This window comes from Mycetocola sp. JXN-3 (assembly GCF_014522285.1).
Lineage (GTDB): Bacteria > Actinomycetota > Actinomycetes > Actinomycetales > Microbacteriaceae > Mycetocola > Mycetocola saprophilus.
The window spans coordinates 1,315,229-1,332,558 of sequence record NZ_CP041635.1; the positions used below are offsets into that span (position 1 = coordinate 1,315,229).

17 protein-coding genes are annotated in these 17,330 nt (G+C 65.7%); 12 read left to right on the plus strand and 5 right to left on the minus strand.

Going from position 1 to position 17,330, the window contains the following annotated elements:
* Nucleotides 1-13 precede the first annotated feature (13 nt).
* The gene (locus C7C57_RS06015) at nt 14-1,438 is read right to left on the minus strand and encodes a PLP-dependent aminotransferase family protein (RefSeq protein WP_187977957.1); all 1,425 of its coding nucleotides are present in this window, start codon (nt 1,436-1,438) and stop codon (nt 14-16) included.
* A 103-nt stretch (nt 1,439-1,541) separates the two neighbouring features.
* On the opposite strand from C7C57_RS06015, the gene C7C57_RS06020 reads away from it, so the two are divergent.
* The 7 genes from C7C57_RS06020 to C7C57_RS06050 all read left to right on the plus strand — a co-directional run bounded on the left by C7C57_RS06020 (nt 1,542) and on the right by C7C57_RS06050 (nt 5,975).
* Entirely contained in the window at nt 1,542-2,270 is a 729-nt protein-coding gene (locus tag C7C57_RS06020) for a YitT family protein (protein WP_187977958.1), read from the plus strand.
* 82 nt (nt 2,271-2,352) lie between these two features.
* Nucleotides 2,353-2,865, plus strand: a complete 513-nt coding sequence (locus C7C57_RS06025) for an MFS transporter permease (RefSeq protein WP_187977959.1) — start codon at nt 2,353-2,355, stop codon at nt 2,863-2,865.
* A gap of 172 nt (nt 2,866-3,037) precedes the next feature.
* A complete protein-coding gene (gene rplS, locus C7C57_RS06030) occupies nt 3,038-3,385 on the plus strand; it encodes a 50S ribosomal protein L19 (RefSeq protein WP_030148719.1) in 348 nt (115 codons plus the stop codon).
* Nucleotides 3,386-3,468: 83 nt separating this feature from the next.
* Nucleotides 3,469-4,212, plus strand: coding sequence for a signal peptidase I (gene lepB, locus C7C57_RS06035; RefSeq protein ID WP_187977960.1), 744 nt, complete (start codon nt 3,469-3,471; stop codon nt 4,210-4,212).
* Nucleotides 4,212-4,871 (plus strand): ribonuclease HII, encoded by a 660-nt coding sequence (locus C7C57_RS06040; RefSeq protein WP_187977961.1) that lies wholly within the window; start codon nt 4,212-4,214, stop codon nt 4,869-4,871. The genes lepB and C7C57_RS06040 overlap by 1 nt, the downstream gene beginning before the upstream one ends.
* Nucleotides 4,872-4,883: 12 nt before the next feature.
* The gene (locus C7C57_RS06045) at nt 4,884-5,207 is read left to right on the plus strand and encodes a DUF2469 domain-containing protein (protein WP_030148722.1); all 324 of its coding nucleotides are present in this window, start codon (nt 4,884-4,886) and stop codon (nt 5,205-5,207) included.
* Nucleotides 5,208-5,309: 102 nt separating this feature from the next.
* A complete protein-coding gene (locus tag C7C57_RS06050) occupies nt 5,310-5,975 on the plus strand; it encodes a thioredoxin domain-containing protein (protein WP_187977962.1) in 666 nt (221 codons plus the stop codon).
* Between the two features lie 78 nt (nt 5,976-6,053).
* On the opposite strand, the gene C7C57_RS06055 is transcribed toward C7C57_RS06050, so the two are convergent.
* On the minus strand, nt 6,054-7,100 hold the full coding sequence (locus C7C57_RS06055; RefSeq protein WP_255505788.1) for a YeiH family protein: 1,047 nt from the start codon (nt 7,098-7,100) through the stop codon (nt 6,054-6,056).
* A gap of 153 nt (nt 7,101-7,253) precedes the next feature.
* On the minus strand, nt 7,254-7,868 hold the full coding sequence (locus C7C57_RS06060; RefSeq protein ID WP_255505789.1) for a LysE family translocator: 615 nt from the start codon (nt 7,866-7,868) through the stop codon (nt 7,254-7,256).
* Nucleotides 7,869-7,986: 118 nt separating this feature from the next.
* Here C7C57_RS06060 and C7C57_RS06065 point away from each other — a divergent pair, with 118 nt between their 5' ends.
* Nucleotides 7,987-8,442, plus strand: a complete 456-nt coding sequence (locus C7C57_RS06065; RefSeq protein WP_030148726.1) for an Lrp/AsnC family transcriptional regulator — start codon at nt 7,987-7,989, stop codon at nt 8,440-8,442.
* 68 nt (nt 8,443-8,510) lie between these two features.
* Here C7C57_RS06065 and C7C57_RS06070 read toward each other — a convergent pair whose 3' ends face one another.
* Nucleotides 8,511-9,836: a threonine/serine exporter family protein gene (locus C7C57_RS06070; protein ID WP_051701559.1), complete on the minus strand. Its 1,326-nt coding sequence runs from the start codon at nt 9,834-9,836 to the stop codon at nt 8,511-8,513.
* 399 nt (nt 9,837-10,235) lie between these two features.
* Here C7C57_RS06070 and C7C57_RS06080 point away from each other — a divergent pair, with 399 nt between their 5' ends.
* The 4 genes from C7C57_RS06080 (at nt 10,236) to C7C57_RS06095 (ending at nt 16,008) form a co-directional block, all read left to right on the plus strand.
* Complete coding sequence (locus tag C7C57_RS06080) at nt 10,236-10,610, plus strand: YraN family protein (protein ID WP_187977965.1); 375 nt, start codon at nt 10,236-10,238, stop codon at nt 10,608-10,610.
* Between the two features lie 72 nt (nt 10,611-10,682).
* The gene (locus C7C57_RS06085; RefSeq protein WP_187977966.1) at nt 10,683-12,431 is read left to right on the plus strand and encodes a YifB family Mg chelatase-like AAA ATPase; all 1,749 of its coding nucleotides are present in this window, start codon (nt 10,683-10,685) and stop codon (nt 12,429-12,431) included.
* A gap of 97 nt (nt 12,432-12,528) precedes the next feature.
* Nucleotides 12,529-14,748 (plus strand): DNA-processing protein DprA, encoded by a 2,220-nt coding sequence (dprA, locus tag C7C57_RS06090; RefSeq protein ID WP_187977967.1) that lies wholly within the window; start codon nt 12,529-12,531, stop codon nt 14,746-14,748.
* A gap of 357 nt (nt 14,749-15,105) precedes the next feature.
* Complete coding sequence (locus C7C57_RS06095; protein WP_187977968.1) at nt 15,106-16,008, plus strand: tyrosine recombinase XerC; 903 nt, start codon at nt 15,106-15,108, stop codon at nt 16,006-16,008.
* Nucleotides 16,009-16,498: 490 nt separating this feature from the next.
* Here the strand turns inward: C7C57_RS06095 and C7C57_RS06100 are convergent, their stop codons facing one another.
* The gene (locus C7C57_RS06100) at nt 16,499-17,329 is read right to left on the minus strand and encodes a murein hydrolase activator EnvC (protein WP_187977969.1); all 831 of its coding nucleotides are present in this window, start codon (nt 17,327-17,329) and stop codon (nt 16,499-16,501) included.
* Between the last annotated feature and the right edge of the window lies 1 nt (nt 17,330).

The following is a 17,330-nucleotide window of genomic DNA, read 5'->3' on the forward strand; positions in this document are numbered from 1 at the left end:
GGTCAGGGGTGAGCTACACCACCGGCTCGAACACCCGGCGCTGGGCGCTCGGCGAACCCACCGCATCGGCCGCTCGGCGCAGCGCCAAAACACCGTCGGTGAGGTCGGCGTTGGTGTAGCCGAAGGGCAGGCGGAGGTAGTTGTCGAAGGCTCCGTCCACCCCGAAGCGGGTCCCGGGGATGATCGCCAGTCCCTCGGCGCGGGCGGCATCGGCCAGGGCCAGGGTCGAGATGGTTCCGGTGTGCTGCCACAGCGACATGCCTCCGTTGACCACGTGCGTGTTCCACTCGGGGAAGTGTTCGTTCAGCAGCCCGACCAGGTGATCGCGGCTGTCACGCAGCTGGGTCCGGCGGAACCCCAGCACGGCGTCGATATCGCGCAGGGCGAGGGTTGCGACGATCTGTTCCAGGATCGCGGTGCCCAGATCCACCCCGGATCGAACCGCGAGAATCCGGTCGACGAGCGGCCGGGGCGCGCGAATCCAGCCGATCCGCATCGCGCCCCACACCACCTTGCCCAGCGAGCCGAGGGTCACCACATCGCGGGAGAGCGCGGCGAGCCCGGTGCGTTCGCCTCGGTCGATGTCGAGCCAGGACGTGGTTTCGTCGACGATCAGGGTGGTGCCCGCCTGCGCGGCCGCCCGCACGAGGGCGTGGCGATCCTCCTCGGCCAGGCTCGCCCCGCTGGGGTTTTGGAAGTCCGGCATGATGTACGCGGCGCTGGGACGGGCGCGGCGCAGGAGTTCGGTCGCGGCCGCGACGTCCCACCCCTCGGGTTCGATCGGGAGAGGGAGCAGGCGTGCGCCCCCGGCGGCCAGGGTGTCGAAGGCATGTGCATAGCTGGGGTGCTCGATCAGGACCCGTTCTCCGGGCCGGATGAGCGCGTGGGTCACCAGGTGCATCGCGTGCTGGGCACCGCTGGTCACGATGATCTGCTCGGGGGTGGTGGGGATGCCGCGCCCCACATAGTGCGCGGCAATCGCCTCGCGCAGCATCGGCAGGCCGTGGATGTCGTAGCCGGACTCGTTGATGTGATCGGGGAGGCGCTCGACCGCCTCGGCATACAGGTCGGTGATACCCGGGTAGGCGGTGAAGGTGGCGCGTCGAAAGTCGATGGCGCTGGTGCGCAGGAGGTCGCTCTCGCCGCGTTCGCCGCCGGGCAGGCACAGCCGTGAGCCCGATCCGCGCACGCTGGTCACATACCCGGCCTCACGCAGGGCCGCATAGGCCGCGGCAATCGTGTTGCGGCTGAGGCCCAACCGCGTTCCCAGATCGCGTTCGGCGGGGAGACGGGTGTCGGCCGCGAGGCGTCCATCCAGCAGCAGGAGCCGGATGCGCGCGGCCAGGGCCCGATAGGTGGGCTGGTCCGGGCGCTGCCAGTCGCCGAGCGCGCGGACGAGCCTGCTGGGGGAGACCGGGGGCGGCGTGGCTGGTGACATGGTGCCACTTTATCCGATGTGGCACTGTTGAGGGGTGCCAATTTGGCGGACGATGGGATTCTCCCCGGGTGCCTGCCCGGGTATCTCGTTAAAGAAGGACCCCATGCACCACCTCCTCACCGGCACCCATCCGCTCCTGCGCACCACCCGACTTCTGGTCGGGCTGGCCGGCTATGGCATCGCGATCGCCCTGTTTGTCCGTGCGGATCTCGGCCTCTCGCCCTGGGACGTGCTCTCGCAGGGCTTCTCGGTGCGCACGGGCATCGAGTTCGGCCTCAGTGTGCTCATCCTCAGTTTCCTGATCATGCTGCTGTGGATTCCGCTGCGCCAGAAGCCCGGAATCGGGACACTGGTCAACGCGCTGACGGTGGGCCCGGTCGCCGGTTTCGCCCTGACCCTGCTCCCGCCGATCGAATCGTTCCCGGTGCGGATCGTCCTGTTTGTCGCCGCAATGGTACTCCTGGCCCTCTCCAGCGCCCTCTATATCGGGGCGGGGCTGGGCCCCGGCCCCCGCGACGGGCTGATGACCGGGGTGACCGCCCGCACCGGCTGGAAGATCTGGAAGGTGCGTGGATCCATCGAGGTGATCGTGGCCCTGGGTGGCTGGGCTCTCGGCGGTGGCCTGGGGGTGGGTACCGTGATCTTCGCCCTGGGCATCGGGCCGATGATCCAGTTCGCCCTGCGTCTGCTCCGGGTTCGACTGGCGGGAACCGCGTCGGTGTCGGCAGGGGAGCGTGCCGGGAGTCCCGCCGGATCGGAACCCTCCGCCGAGCCCGGTGCTCATCGCAACCCCGGAACCGAACCCATCATCCTGCCCGAGCCGGCGGTATAGGCTGCTACGCCCCTCGCGAAATCATCCTCGGGAACGATGCCCGGGCATATCCTCCACGGGGCGAACACCGTATTCTGGAGGTATGTTCGTTCGTCGTGTTTTCCTTCGCTGGATGTTCCTGGCCGTGGTGCTTCTGCCGCTGTGGCCACTACTGGGCTGGGTGATTTTCGACGGCAACAACAACGGCTGGGACTTCCTCGGGCTCCTGTTCACGATGCCCGTGCTGTTTATCGCGCTGCTCGCCGTGACCCTGCTGATCTACGGTCGTGCTCAGGTGCGCCGACAGCGGGCACTGGAGCGGGGCGATGTGGCCGTGCTGGCGATCTGGCACGCAACCATCATCGGATTCGGGATCTTCGGCCCCTCGATGGCACTGTTTGGTGTGCTCGGGGTCATCGCCGGACTCGGGGCGCTCTGGTACTCCATCTGGCGACTGTTCCGCGAGGCCGCGGTGCGCACCCGGGAGGCCATGGCCGAGTTTGAGCGCCTCGCCCAGCAGCAGCCCGGCGCAAACGGTCAGCCCGGCGCGAATGGGCCGCGATTCGAGGACGACGGCGAGTACATCGTGATCGAGGAGCGCCCGCGCGACTCCTAGTCCGCGCCCGCACTCACTCAAGTTGAGTGCGTGTGCGGAAGTGTGACATAATTACCCCTTGTGCCGCGGCCACGCTCTGCCACAGGGGAGCCGGCATCCTCGCGGATACACACCATTCGTTAAATTCCTATTTTCGTAGTCGACCTGTGGCGGGTACAGAGAGCGAACTAAAATGCATATCCTCGACGCAGTCGATGCAGCATCGCTGAAGGCGGACATCCCCTCCTTCCGCCCCGGTGACACCGTCAAGGTTCACGTAAACATCATCGAGGGCACCCGCTCTCGTGTCCAGGTCTTCCAGGGTGCGGTTATCCGTCGCCAGGGTGACGGCGTTCGCGAGACCTTCACGGTCCGCAAGGTCAGCTTCCAGGTTGGCGTGGAGCGTACCTTCCCGGTGCACTCCCCGGTAATCGAGAAGCTCGAGGTTGTCACCCGCGGTGACGTCCGTCGCGCCAAGCTGTACTACCTGCGCGAGCTGCGCGGTAAGAAGGCGAAGATCAAGGAGAAGCGCGACTTCTAAGCGCTGCTTCATATCTCTCACGGCAAGCCGTCAGAATAACCGAGCTCCCCACCGCTATGCTGGTGGGGAGCTCGGGCGGTTAAATGACAGATAGCATTCTGGCGGGGGAGAATCTACCCTCGCGACGTAATAAGCGCGCTACCAAGAAGCGCGGTGGATGGTACTTCGTCCGCGATCTTGCGGTCATTGTGGTTATCGCGATCCTGGCGTCCTTCCTGGTGAAAACCTTCCTGGTGCGCTCGTTCTACATCCCCTCGGGGTCGATGGAGAACACGCTGCAGGTCAACGACCGCATCCTGGTGAACGAGTTGGTGCCCAACGTGGTGCCCCTTCAGCACGGTGACGTCGTGGTTTTCCGCGACCCGGGTGGATGGCTGCCGGTTACCCCCAAGCAGCAGCCGGCCAATGCGCTGGTGGGTGCCGGGGAATGGTTCCTCTCGCTGGTGGGACTGGCCTCACCCGATAACAACGATCACCTGATTAAGCGGGTGATCGGTCTCCCGGGCGACGTGATCGAGTGCTGTAACGCGCTCGGCCAGATGACCGTCAACGGGGTTCCCCTGGACGAGCCCTATGTGAAGCTCAACGGAAACCAGAGCGTCTCCGGCGTGAACTTCAAGGTCACCGTGCCCCCGGACAGCCTGTGGGTCATGGGGGACAACCGCTATGACTCGCTGGATTCCCGCTTCAACCAGGACGGCCCCACTAAGGGGTTTGTGCCGATCAAGAACGTAGTGGGTCGAGCCTTCGTGATCACCTGGCCCTTTGACCGCTGGAGCGGCCTGGGCAACTATCCCGACGTGTTCAACGGCGTAGAAAAGAAGTAATGCCCGCAGTATTACCCACCGACGAGGTGGAAACGCAGTTTTTGGCGACCGGTTCGCGGCTGATCATCGGATGCGATGAGGTGGGTCGCGGCGCGATCGCCGGCCCCGTCGCCGTGGGCATGGCCGTGTTTGTGCCGGGCCTGGGCATGCCCCCCGAGGGCCTGCGCGATTCCAAGCTGGTCAGCGAGAAGAAGCGCACGGTGCTGGAACCGCTGGTGCGCGCCTGGGCACCGCTGCACGCGGTGGGGATGGCCAGCGCCGCCGAGGTGGACCGGATCGGCATCGTGCCCGCGCTGGCTCTGGCCGGCAAGCGCGCGTTGGGAATCCTGCATGAGGCCGGGGCCGATGTCGCCGGGGCCACGATCCTGCTGGATGGGTCCCACGACTGGCTCTCCCCGGGGCTGGCATCTCCGTTGGATGTGCGTACTCGGGTCAAGGCCGACCGCGACTGCGTCTCGGTGGCTGCCGCCTCGATCATCGCCAAGGTCGAGCGGGACACCCTGATGCAGGAGCATGACGCCTCCCATCCCGAATATGGATGGTCCGGAAATAAGGGGTACGGATCGCCCGCTCACCTCACCGCCGTGCGTGAACACGGCCTGACCGCGCAGCACCGCGCCACGTGGCTCGGCGCATACACAACACCCGAAAGCGTCTAGGATAGAGACACCATGGATGATGACGAGATTGAGGACTACGACCGCGAGGTCGAGCTCGCCCTGTACCGCGAGTATCGCGATGTGGTTTCCCAGTTCAAGTATGTGATCGAGACCGAGCGCCGGTTCTACCTCGCCAACGAGGTAACCCTGGTGCGTCAGGACACCGAGCACGATTTCTATTTTGAGATCACGATGAACGATGTCTGGGTGTGGGATATTTACCGTTCGGACCGTTTCGTGAAGTCCGTTCGGGTGCTCACCTTCAAGGACGTCAACGTCGAGGAACTCAACCCGAGTGACTTCGAGATCCCCAAGGATCTCTCCCTCGGGAAGTAGGTTCCCGGCGTCGTGACGATCGCCAGGCGGTCAGGGTGGACTTTTGTCCGCGCTGGCCGCCTTCGTGTTTTCGGCCGGATTTTCGGCTAGGCTCGGGTCTCGATGCGTACCAGTACTCGAATTCAGATTGCCGTTGTCGCCCTCCTTCTTATTGCGGCGGGGGTGGTGTACCTGGTAATCGCAAAACCGTTCGAGAAAAAGGAGATAGCGTCTCCCTCCGCCTCCAACGGTGTGTCCGTTGTCGCCGAAAACAGCCACCGCCTCGATGATGCCGGTCCCGACGCCGTGGTGCTCACCGAGTTCCTCGATTTCGAGTGCGAGGCCTGCGCGGCGGTGCACCCGTATATGGAGCAGGTCCGGAAGGACTACGCGGGCAAGATCACCTTTGTGCTGCGCTACTTCCCGCTGAACGGACACCCCAACTCCGGCCCCGCCGCCCTCGCCGCCGAGGCCGCGGCCCGCCAGGACAAGCTTGAGGCGATGTACAACAAGCTCTTCGAGACGCAGGAGGAGTGGAGCCACAAGGCAGAGTCGCAGGCATCGGTCTTCCGCGGTTATGCCGAGCAGCTGGGCCTGGACATGGCCGCCTATGATGCGGCCATCGCCGACCCGGCCACCGAGGCGCGGGTCAAGGAGGACCTGGATGCCGCGACCCGTTTCGGGCTGCAGGGCACCCCGTCCATCTTCGTGGATAACGAGCCGCTCCAGCTCACCCGCCTCGACGACATTCGCGCGGCCCTGGACAAGGCCCTGGCCGAAAAGAGCTAGCTTTCCCGACATTCCGTGAAATCCGGGTGCCGATGGGGCGCCCGGATTTTGCGTTTTCGGGGCTACGCGGTGCCGGGCCTACGCGCCGGGCTGGAGCAGCCAGACGGCGGCGAGGGCGAGCAGCGCGATCAACACCCAGGACGCCAGCGCCAAAAGCGCGGTCCGCGCGCCCCCGCGCCGCAGTTCACCCACGCGCACGCCGGCACCGAGGGAGAACAGGGCCAGGGCCAGCAGCCAGTCCTGCGCCTGGGCGGCAATGTCCAGGATGCCCGGGGCCACCAGATCGAAGCTGCGCAGCACAATCATCAGCAAAAAGCCGGCGACAAACAGGGGCAGGATCGGCGGGAGGCTCGCCGAGACCGGGGATTCCTGGGGCGTCGAGTTGCGTCGTTCCCGGGCACGAACGACCAGCGCGGTGCCGGTCACCATCGGGGCCAGCAGGATCACCCGGGTCAGCTTGACCACCACCGCGATGGCCAGGGCGCTCGCCCCCGCGGTCTGGGCGGTGGCCACCACCTGTCCCACATCGTGCACGCTCGCACCCACCCAGAAGCCGAACTCGGTTGGGTTCAGCCCGATCAGGTGTCCGGCCAGCGGGAGCACCGCGATCGCCAGGGTCCCACACAGGGTGACCATCGCGACCGGGGCGACCGCATCCCGGCTCTTGGCACCGGTGGCCGCGCTCATCGCGCCGATTGCCGAGGCACCGCAGATGGCAAAACCGGCGGCCATCAGCAGGGGCTGGTCGCCGGGGAGCCGCAGGAGCTTGCCGCCGTAGAGGGTCCCGATAAAGGTGAGGATGACGATCCCGACCACCACCAGGAGGGTGGGCCAGCCGAGGCCCGCGACATCCACGATGCTCAGTTTGAGGCCCAGGAGCACGATGCCCAGCCGCATCAGCTTTTTGGCGGCAAATGCGATCCCCGGTGCCCCGATCCCGCGCAGGATTCGCGAGGTTGCCGGAACATTGGCGGCGATGATGCCCAGCAGAACGGCCCAGGTAAGCGCGGGCACCGCCGGGGTGACCAGGTGGATACCCTGGGCCACAACCGCGGCAAACAGGGCGAATCCGAGGCCCGGTAGCAGCACGCGCAGGCGGGTCAGTGGCGGGGGGGGGGTGCTCACGGGGAATCCTTCGAACGGGTATTAGGGCGGCGCCTTGCCCGGTGCCGGACGGATGCGCGCACGTGCTCTACGCTAGCGCGGAATTCGCTCCCGTGCGTGAGCGCGCTCACGCGTGAGCGGCACCGGGTGTGCCACGGCCTTACGCTCCCCGAACTAGAGCGTGAACATTTTCAGGACCTGCTCGATCAGGATCCCCAGGCCCACACCGATCATCGCGATGCCCGCCCCACGGGTGACCAGCATGGTGGCTCGCGGACGCGAGCGCAGCAGTCGCCGGGCGAGCACGGCCACGATCGAGTAGACCACGATTCCGTTGATCACGTGCAGCCCACCCAGGACCAGCATCTGATCGGCCGCCGGCCATCCGACCGGGGAGAGGAACTGGGGTAGCAGGGCGAGCAGGAGCAGGAGACCCTTGGGGTTGAGCCCGCTCACCGCAATACCGCGGAAGAACTGGTGCGCCGAGCGGGTATCCAGGGCCTGGTCGCTGGGGGCCAGGGTGCCCGCACGCTGGACCAGGGTGCTGGTGCCGAGATAGATCAGGTAGGCCGATCCGGCCAGGGAGAGCATGGTGAGGGTGATGGGTTCGGCGGTGACCAGCGCGCCCACGCCCAGCGCCAGAATCACCACGATAATCGTGTAGGCGCAGGCCATTCCCAGGATCGCCGGGGCGATGGTGCGGGCCCGCAGCCCCGCGGAAATCGCGTACGCCCAGTCGGCTCCCGGGGTGAGCACGAGGAGCACCGCGACCAGCCAAAACTGTGTCATCAAAGCGAGATCCATCACGCATCCTTTCCCTCTATAGTCGAAGATTCTAGGAAGAATTTCGCGAGAGGTGCTACGCAATGACGCGCGACTTGCCGGGTTTGCTGGAAGAATGGGTGCTATGGACGCTATTAACCGGGAGATTCTTTCACTGCTTCAGGACGACGGGCGTATGAGCGCAACCGATCTGGCCACTCGGGTGGGGCTCAGCCTGTCTTCCTGTCACCGTCGGCTGCGCGAACTCGAGGCGTCCGGGGCGATCGAACGCTATCGAGCGGTCGTCGCGCGCGAGGCCGTGGGGCTCACCTTCGAGGCGCTGATTTTTGTGACCATGAGCCACACCGACCTGCACACGATCACCGCGTTTGAGGAGGCCGTGGTCGCGATCCCCAACGTTGTCGATGCCCAGCGTCTCTTTGGTGAGCCCGACTATATGATGCGGGTGCTCACCCGAGATATTGCCGCGTATCAGGAGCTCTACGACACCGAGCTGGGCGCGCTCCCCGGCGTGCAGCGTCTCACCTCGACGATGGTGATGAAGCGGTTGGGTGCCGAGGGCACGGTGCCGCTGGGGTAGCCGATTCGAATGCGGTTGTGGATGCTAGCGAGGTATCCGGGTGCTATGGCGAGTGTTCCCTAACGTCCCTAGCGCTGCCGATGCCACGGTCTGCGGAGCGTGCGTGCGCCCGTCAACGGGAGCACGGCGGCCGTCGTGCGTTCGCGGTGTAGACGCCAGACGGTCTTGTCGAGCCACAGGTCGATCAGTCCGCCCACATGGATGCCGATGCACAGGCTGAGGAACGAGGTGAGCGCGGCGATCACCGCTCCCTGACTCTGCGTCGCCAGGGACACAAGGGCCACGGTCCCCGGAACAAAGAGCAGGAATGCGGGGAAGAATGTGACCGCCGCGGGGAGCGCCGGGCGTACCCGCTCCAACGTCTTGGCCGCGAGGAACACCACGCCGGCCGCGGCACCGATGGCCACGGCGGCGCCAAGGACCGGAGTGAAAAGCAGGGCGGCGGCATAGGCTGCGCACATGATCACGGCCGAGGCGAGACTCAGCTTGGTCCCCGCCTGGAAAATGATGCTGACACCCGCGGCCAACCCGATCACCCCGAGCCAGACCGCCCACAGCGGTGGGGTGGATTCCCAGCCTCCGTGTTGGGCCGGACGGGTGATTTCACCCACCAGCGACGAGGTGGTCGGATCCACCGCCAGGCCGGTGAGCACCGAACCCGCGGCGATTCCCGCGAGCATGAACCCCATCATCATGAGTCCGCCAACCATGCGTGCGGCACCGGAGATGACGTCGGAGGAGGTCACCTCCAGCAGTGCCTTGGCGATCACCGATCCCGGCACCAGCACCACAACCGGTGCCACCACCGCAAACAGCGAGATATTCGGGAACGAGAGCCAGTTGGATGCCAGTCCGATCAGGACCGTGGAGATAAACGAAACCACGAAGGGTTGCAGGGCCACGCCGGGACGGGAGCGTTCGAATACCCCCATGATCATTCCGACGATAACCCCCACAACCAGGGCGGTGAGGATCGCCCACCAGGGGCTCTGGAACAGGGTCGCAAAGGACGCGGCGGTGACCGCATTGCCCAGGACCGTCCGCCAAAACGAGCGGGGTTTTGATCGGGACCGCATGCTCTGGGCGAGCTCCGGCACCTGATCCAGGCGCACCTGTCCACGACGAAGCTGAGAGGGAAGCTGATTGGCCACCGCCGCCTCGCGGAAGGTGAGTTCGGTGCGGGCGGTCACGCTCACGGTGGCGCCGCTGTGTGTCTCCGTCACCAGGATCAGCGTGGGAAACACCGAGAACTCCAGTGTCATCAGGTCCAGCGCGGTGCGGACCTCCTGGAGCGAGGCCCCCACGGTGGTGACCGACTCCCCGGCCTCCAACAGGATGGCCCCGAGGGTCGCAAAATCACGCGCGTGCGCGGGCTCAAAAGTGGTGGTCGACACAAAAACCTCATCGTCAGTCAGTGGCGAATGTAAGCGTATATCGAATTGATTGGGGTCACGCTTCGGAGTGTCGAACCGGGCACGGGTTGGGGCCAAGAATCGGGCATTTCGGGTACCTCGGGTGTCTGGGGTACTTCGGGAACCTCGGGTACTGCGGGTACTGCGGGTACTGCGGGTACTGCGGGTACTGCGGGTACTGCGGGTACTTCGGGTGCCTGGGGTGCCTGGGGTACTTCGGGTACTTCGGGCGTCGGGATGCTCGGCGTGATCACTCGAACCGGTGCTGCCGTGCGGCGCTTCCTCCACAGGTGGCGCGAGCGACACAATTCTCCACAGGTTTGGCAGAGGCTCGGATTGGGGTGAGTGAGCGCCGGAGGATGGGGACCAGGAGGTGGACCCATGACCAAACGACGGGGCCGACACAGCAATCAGCGGGTGGGCCGTGAGGGCGAGGCAATCGCCGCAGACTATTTACGCGAGCACGGATTTACCATTGCCCGCCAGAATTGGCGTTGCCAGTACGGGGAGGTGGATATCATCGCCCGGGATCGCGCGGGCACCCTCATTTTTGTGGAGGTAAAAACCCGGCGCTCGCGCGGTGCCGGGGACCCGCTGGAGGCGATCACCCCGCTCAAGCTCAGCCATATGAATGCCGTCGCTCAGGAGTGGCGGCTCCAACATCGATTCTCCGGCCGAATTCGCCTCGACGCCATCGGGGTCACTCTGGGGGTTCCCGGTGCACCACGCATCGAACACCTGCGTGGTGTCTCATGAGTGCGCCGCGGATCGAACATCTGTGCGGTGTCTCATGAGTGTGGGGCGGATCAAATACCTGTGCGGTGTCTCATGAGTGTGGGACGCACGTGGGCGGTCTCGCTGCTGGGGATCCACGGCGCAATGGTCGAGGTGGAGGCCGATATTTCACAGAGTCTGCCGCGGTTGGTCATCATCGGTCTGGCCGACCGCTCCCTGGGGGAGGCCGAGGGTCGGGTGCGGCTGGCCGCGACAAACTCGGGGTGCCGGTTGCCCACCGGGCGCATCACCGTCAACCTCTCACCCGCCGGCCTCCCCAAGGCCGGAGCCGGGTTCGATCTGGCCATCGCGCTCGCCTGTCTCGCGGCCGACGCAAGACTGCCGCTGGAATCGGTGGCCCGGGTGGTCCACCTGGGGGAGTTGGGCCTGGACGGGCGGCTGCGTGCCACCCGGGGAATCCTGCCGGCCGTACTCGCCGCCCGGGATGCGGGGTTTTTGCGCATCATGGTCCCGGCCGCCAACGGCCCCGAGGCTCAGCTGGTACCCGGGGTCGAGATCATCCCGATCGAATCGTTGCGCGCCGCCGCGATCTGGCATGGGGCCGACCTCGAACCCATCGATGACCCCCGGGTGTTGGTCCACGCCGGAACCGTCACACTCCCGGGCGACTCCGTTTTGGCAGGGGCGGGAGCGGGGGAGCCGGCCGGTGCACCCGTCGCTTCTGCTGCACCTGCATCACCTGGTGAACCCGGGCGGTCCGAGCCCGCGGGGTCAACGATCACGCCGGGCGGCCGCCCCGGTGGGGACATGGAGGCGGACGGCGCCGGTGCCACGCTCGGCACCGCGCCCCGGAGACTCCGGGATTCGTTGCCGGGTGCCGAGCCCTCGCTGGCGGATGTCATCGGCCAGGATGTCGCCGTGGACGCGCTCACCACGGCCGCCGCCGGAGGCCACCACCTCGGCATGATCGGGCCTCCGGGGGCGGGAAAGTCCATGCTGGCCGCGAGGCTTCCCTCACTGCTGCCCGATCTCTCCCTCGAGGAGGCACTCGAGGTCGCCGCGGTTCGATCGGTCAACGGAGACTCCCTGGACGCGGGAATCCCGACCCGGCCGCCCTGGGAGGCTCCGCACCACAGCGCCTCGGTGATCTCGATCATCGGTGGCGGAAGTGCACTCATTCGTCCCGGTGCCGCGGCCCGTGCCGCCCACGGGGTGTTGTTCCTGGACGAGGCGGCCGAGTTTCCCAGTCACGTGCTTGATACGCTGCGCCAACCCCTGGAAACCGGAGAAATCGTGATCCACCGGGCCATCGGGGCCGCATCCTTTCCCGGTCGTTTCCAACTAATTCTTGCGGCCAATCCGTGCCCCTGTGGCTACTACGATGACAAAAACATGCGGTGTCGGTGCCCGGCACAAAATATTCGTCGTTACCAGGCACGGCTTTCGGGCCCGCTGCTGGATCGGATCGACATCCGAATCCGCGTGAACCCGCTGACCTTGCCCGAACTCAGACTCGCTCGGGATAGTCCCCATCACGATCATGCGGCCATCCGCACCCGGATCCATCAGGCTCGTGATCGCGCGCGGCACCGGCTGCGTGATACCCCGTGGACTCAGGCGTCCGAGGTGCCCGGTAGTTGGTTGCGGGAGGGGCCGCGCCAGATAACGCCGGAAGCGCTCAGCGTGCTCGATCACAGTCTTGCTCGCGGGCGTCTCAGTATGCGCGGCTATGACCGGGTCCTGCGAGTCGCATGGACGGTCGCCGACCTGGCCGAACACGGCGTGCCGACCGCTGACGATGTATCTCACGCGCTCGATTTGCGTGAAGGGTTTCCCACCTAACCCCATCACTGCGGGAAGGATTTCCCACTCAGCCGAAATGACGGTGAGCCCCCCCGCTTGCCGCGACCACTATCCGATTCACAACCAAGGAATAGACATGCCCAGAGCCACCCTGTTTGGTCTGCCCCGATCACGCGTCCTCGATGCCGCCGCCGCGGTCAGGCGTGACCCCACGGATCCCGTCTCCGACCGCGGTCGCGAGACCACCGCTCGTGACGCGCCCGCCCGACGCCTCGCTAGCCCCGAGGTCGTTCATCACGATTCTTCTGGACTCGATACGTCCGAACACGACGCGCTGGGCCGTGAGGATGAAGCCGCCCTGCTAGATACCTTTGCCCGCGCGGCATGGTCATCCATCGTGGAACCGGGCGACTCGGCGGCCCATGAGCTCCTCGACGTTCTCGGCGCCCCCGCGGCGCTCAACGCACTGGTGCGCGATGAACCCGCGCGGTACTGGTCCGCGGTGATGCTTGAGCATCATGCCGGCGACCTGGACCCCGAGGTCACCCTGGAGCGGGCCGAGCGCGCGCTGGCGCGCTGGCGGCCGCGCCTTGCCGCCGGTCGGGTCTTAGACGTGCTGGATCGTGCCGGCCGCACCGACACGGTCATCGTCGGCCCTCACGACCACGAGTGGCCGCTTGCCCTCAACGACCTGGGGTCGCATGCCCCGCTGTGCCTCTGGGTGCGTGGCAATTTGGACACCCTCGAAGCCAGCGCGAATTCGGTCTCACTGGTGGGAGCGCGTGCCTCCTCCAGGTACGGAGAGTCAGTCACCCTGGAGATCGCGACCGAACTCGTCGAGCGTGGATACACGATCGTTTCCGGGGCGGCATACGGAATCGACGCGGTCGCGCATCGAGCCGCGCTTGCCAGCCACGGCCAGACGGTCGCGGTGCTTGCCGGGGGTGCCGATCGCCCGTATCCGGCCGGGCACGAAGCCCTGCTCTCCCGGATCTTCCACGATGGGGTGATCATCTCCGAGGTTCCCAACGGCACCTCGCCCACACGGTGGCGTTTCCTACAGCGTAACCGGCTGATCGCGGCCCTCTCGCGCGGCACCGTGGTCATGGAGGCCGGGTGGCGATCCGGTTCTCTGAACACCGCGGGGCATGCGGCCACGCTCGGCCGTCCACTGGGCGCGGTACCGGGCCCGGTCACCAATGCGTCCTCGGCGGGATGCCACCGGCTCCTGCGTGAATACGGTGCTCAGCTCATTACCGATGCGGAGACGGTGGTCGAGCTGATCGAACCCCTGACCGCGACGCCCACACCGCCCACGGACCTGACGGCCCCCGACTCGCCGGGCGACAGCCACCCCGCCAGCGCGCTCACAAATACCCCCATCAAGAGCGCACGCACCGATGCGCCCTCCGCTGACACGTCCACTGCCAATACGGCGGAAGCGGATCACGGAGAGAGAGCGGACTCCGCTACCGTTACAGCTTCGGCGGGCGAAGAGTCCCGGGGTTCACAACCCAGAGCCGCCGTGGCCTCAACTCCATCTCCTGCTTCGTCTAAGTTCTACGCGGACGACGCCGGCTACTTGGAACCCGATCCGGGCGAGGCTCCGCGGTCCTCGAAGCGCAATACTGCGCCTCGGAGACTTCTCGAGAGCGACACCCTTGTGCCCGACTACCCCGAGGTCCCGATCGTGATCGACACCTCGACGCAGTATCCAGGAACACTCTCGGCACCGGGCAGATCGCTGGACGGACCCTCAACCTGGGACCTCGGCACTCCAAGCCCTCCGACCGGCTCCCGGCCGGAAGATCCCCTCCCGCCGGCTGACACCCCTCGAGCTGGTTCTCTCCCTCCGAAGCCACCGCCGGCCGGGTTGGCAGAATCTGCGACGCCACTTCCTATCTTGGCTCCGCCACCTGCAACACCCCGAGCCGCCGTGACACCGCCAATCGCGACTTCACGCACCGCGGTGCCGCCGACGGGAACGACGCCGAGTGTGGCCTCACCGAGCGCGGGGGTGCCACCCGCGCTCATCCCTCACATGTCCGATTCATCCTTGGTTGGCAGCGTGGGGGAACCCGCCGCAGCATCGAGCCGACGTGGCGGGACGAATGAGTATTCGGTTTCGCAGGGTGTGGATGCTTCGGAGATATCACGGGTGCGGGACTGTTTGACCCGGTACCGGCCCCGGTCACCTCAAGAAATTGCCGTAGACGCGGGGCTCTCGTTTGCTACCGTGCGTGCGGCTCTGGGTTTCCTGGCGTTACACGAAGAGGTGTTTGACAGCGGTGAGGGGTGGCTTCTCAAGGCGCCACCGGACCGTAGGCCCACGCATGGAAGTGGGGGTCAACGTTGACAGGCGCGATCTGAAACACAACGCATCAACCGGCCGCGCCCGAACGGACAACCCGCGCATCGAGAGGACCTGAATGCGGAACGTCCGAATGGGGAAAGCCTGAATGGAGAAGGTTCGTTCGGGGGAGGCTTGGTTGCGGGAGGCCTGTTTGGGGGAAGGCCTAATTGGGGGAAGTGCGTGTGGGGGACGCCTGTTTGGGGAAGGTTTGAACGGAGGAGGTTTGAACAGGAAAAGTTTGGGTTTGTTCGGGCGAAAGCGATTGGTCCTGGCCAGACGTGCCGAGTGCAGCCGGAAGAGTGACGTCCAGCCGGGCCCCGGCGAGATCCGCAAATCGATTCCATGTGACAGCATGGGGACATGCAGATTCGTTTGACCATCGAGGAGTATCTCGACGTGCTGCATTCCGAACGCCAGTATTCGCCGGCGACCGTGCGCGCGTATGGTGCCGACCTGCAGTCGCTCGCCGAGTTTGCGGAACCTCGGAACGTCTTTGAGGTCGCGGATATTGACCTGGAGCTGTTGCGAGACTGGCTGTGGGATCTGAGCCAGCGCGGGCTTGTCCCAAGCAGCCTTGCCCGGCATGCCGCGGCGGTTCGTGGGTGGACGAGTTGGCTTGCTCACAACAATCGGATTTCGAACGACCCTGCTGCTCGATTACGTGCGCCGCGTGCCGGGCGAAGCCTACCCAAGGTGGTTGCCCAGGAGCCGCTGCGGGAACTGCTTGATGATCTCCGCAGCCGAGCCGTCGAAGGCGACCCGCTCGAACTTCGCGACAGCGCCGTCCTTGAACTCCTCTATGCAACCGGCATTCGCGTGGCCGAATTATGCGCCCTGACGCAGCACGACATTGATTTCCAACGTCTCACCATTCGAGTGTGGGGAAAGGGTGGCAAGGAACGGGTTGTGCCGTTTGGCGCGCCCGCCAGATCGGCGCTCGAAGCCTACCTCGTGCGTGCCCGTCCGATGCTCCTGCGCGTCGAGGTGGATCGCGTCTTCCTGGGTGCTCGCGGCGGCGCTTTGGGCACCCGGGCCGCGTACTCACTGGTGGCCAAGAACCTGGGAGCGCTCCCCGGCGCGACGGCATCGGGACCACACGCCCTGCGGCACAGCGCTGCCACGCACCTACTCGATGGCGGTGCCGACCTGCGAACCGTGCAGGAAATGCTGGGCCATTCCTCCTTGGGGACTACTCAGATCTACACGCACGTCTCGACCGAACGGTTGCGCGACGCCTATCGAATCGCTCACCCGCGCGCATAGAGCCTCCGCTATCCGGCGCTCACATGCATGGAAACCGAGTATCCTCCGTCGCGAGACTGCGAGACTGCGAGACTGCGAGACTGCGAGACTGCGAGACTGCGAGACTGCGAGACTGCGAGACTGCGAGACTGCGAGACTGCGAGACTGCGAGACTGCGAGACTGCGAGACTGCGAGACTGCGAGACTGCGAGAACTGGAGGCGGTGAGATCGTGGCAACCGCAGCTGCCCGCCGAGGTAGTGGCGGGCAGCCTGTTGCGGTCTTGCCAGGATGCGTTACGTCCGTTTGCGAAAACGGCGACCGGATCACTATCGGGCGATAGCTGAACCTGATCCGTTCGTGTTGATAATCTATTGGCAAACATTAGGTTAGGCAAGCCTTACGTACATTTTTCCCCATGTTGTCGGTAAGTTTTCATGCTCGTGAAAACGTGGGCCGTGTATGGACCCTGACGAGCCTGCCTTGCTCGAGTCGATATCGCGTGATGTCGCCTAGGGGGTCAGCAGAACTAGCCGGGCGCGACTGCCAAAATAACGACGCGGATTAACGTATTCATCACCGGATCGCACCCCGACGTGTAGGCACATCTGTGGGCATACGCCGCCGGAGGTGATGGTGCCGATGGGGGAACCGAGGCTCACGCGATCCCCGATAGCGAGTGTCGAATCGACGGGTTCGTAGCTGGTCCGCAGACCTCCGGGATGTTCGATGGTGATGACGGGACGATCGACCACCACCCCCACGAAAGACACCCTGCCCTCGGCCGGCGCGAGCACCGTTGTGCCGGTCTCTGCGGCCAGAGAGATCCCGCGCCTGCCGGAGCTCCAAGGGTTTGGCGGCGCACGAAACTCCTCGATTACGTTCACCGGGGTGGGGATCGGCCAGGGCCACCGACTGGGATGGTTCCGACGCTCGGCATCGACTCGGTCTGTAGGCTTCACGGACGAGAAAGCGATTGTCTGCAAAGGGACAAACCCGTGTGTGTTCGGTCCGACTGTGTTGCGTCCGGCGGGGGCGGTGTTCACTGTTTCGGGAGGTATCGAGAGGGGAGGGAGCGCTTGCGGACGCGGCAAGACTCCGGGGTGGGCGGTGACCGTGGTGACGGCCCTTGGCGGCACCACGCCTCGGGGGTGTGCGGCGGCGGTCGCTGTGATGGTCTCCGGTAGCGCAGTGGCAGTGGCCGTATTCGTGGCCGGGGCGGTGGCCGGAAAGGCGGCTTCGATGCCGAAGGCGACGAGCAGGAGCAAGAGTGCGGCGAGGATTCTGGATGCGAAGCGCGGGAAATGGGCGCGCGACTGAGGCTGTGTGAGTGTTTGGTTCATG

What these genes read in the sequence shown, in the direction of transcription:
- C7C57_RS06045 (WP_030148722.1), top strand. Translation starts at nt 4,884, where the DNA reads ATGGATGATGACGAGATTGAGGACTACGACCGCGAGGTCGAGCTCGCC.
- C7C57_RS06060 (WP_255505789.1), bottom strand. Translation starts at nt 7,868, where the DNA reads ATGACACAGTTTTGGCTGGTCGCGGTGCTCCTCGTGCTCACCCCGGGA.
- C7C57_RS06040 (WP_187977961.1), top strand. Translation starts at nt 4,212, where the DNA reads ATGCCCGCAGTATTACCCACCGACGAGGTGGAAACGCAGTTTTTGGCG.
- C7C57_RS06025 (WP_187977959.1), top strand. Translation starts at nt 2,353, where the DNA reads ATGTTCGTTCGTCGTGTTTTCCTTCGCTGGATGTTCCTGGCCGTGGTG.
- dprA (WP_187977967.1), top strand. Translation starts at nt 12,529, where the DNA reads ATGCCCAGAGCCACCCTGTTTGGTCTGCCCCGATCACGCGTCCTCGAT.
- C7C57_RS06080 (WP_187977965.1), top strand. Translation starts at nt 10,236, where the DNA reads ATGACCAAACGACGGGGCCGACACAGCAATCAGCGGGTGGGCCGTGAG.
- C7C57_RS06050 (WP_187977962.1), top strand. Translation starts at nt 5,310, where the DNA reads ATGCGTACCAGTACTCGAATTCAGATTGCCGTTGTCGCCCTCCTTCTT.
- lepB (WP_187977960.1), top strand. Translation starts at nt 3,469, where the DNA reads ATGACAGATAGCATTCTGGCGGGGGAGAATCTACCCTCGCGACGTAAT.
- C7C57_RS06085 (WP_187977966.1), top strand. Translation starts at nt 10,683, where the DNA reads ATGAGTGTGGGACGCACGTGGGCGGTCTCGCTGCTGGGGATCCACGGC.
- C7C57_RS06020 (WP_187977958.1), top strand. Translation starts at nt 1,542, where the DNA reads ATGCACCACCTCCTCACCGGCACCCATCCGCTCCTGCGCACCACCCGA.
- C7C57_RS06100 (WP_187977969.1), bottom strand. Translation starts at nt 17,329, where the DNA reads ATGAACCAAACACTCACACAGCCTCAGTCGCGCGCCCATTTCCCGCGC.
- rplS (WP_030148719.1), top strand. Translation starts at nt 3,038, where the DNA reads ATGCATATCCTCGACGCAGTCGATGCAGCATCGCTGAAGGCGGACATC.
- C7C57_RS06015 (WP_187977957.1), bottom strand. Translation starts at nt 1,438, where the DNA reads ATGTCACCAGCCACGCCGCCCCCGGTCTCCCCCAGCAGGCTCGTCCGC.
- C7C57_RS06095 (WP_187977968.1), top strand. Translation starts at nt 15,106, where the DNA reads ATGCAGATTCGTTTGACCATCGAGGAGTATCTCGACGTGCTGCATTCC.
- C7C57_RS06065 (WP_030148726.1), top strand. Translation starts at nt 7,987, where the DNA reads ATGGACGCTATTAACCGGGAGATTCTTTCACTGCTTCAGGACGACGGG.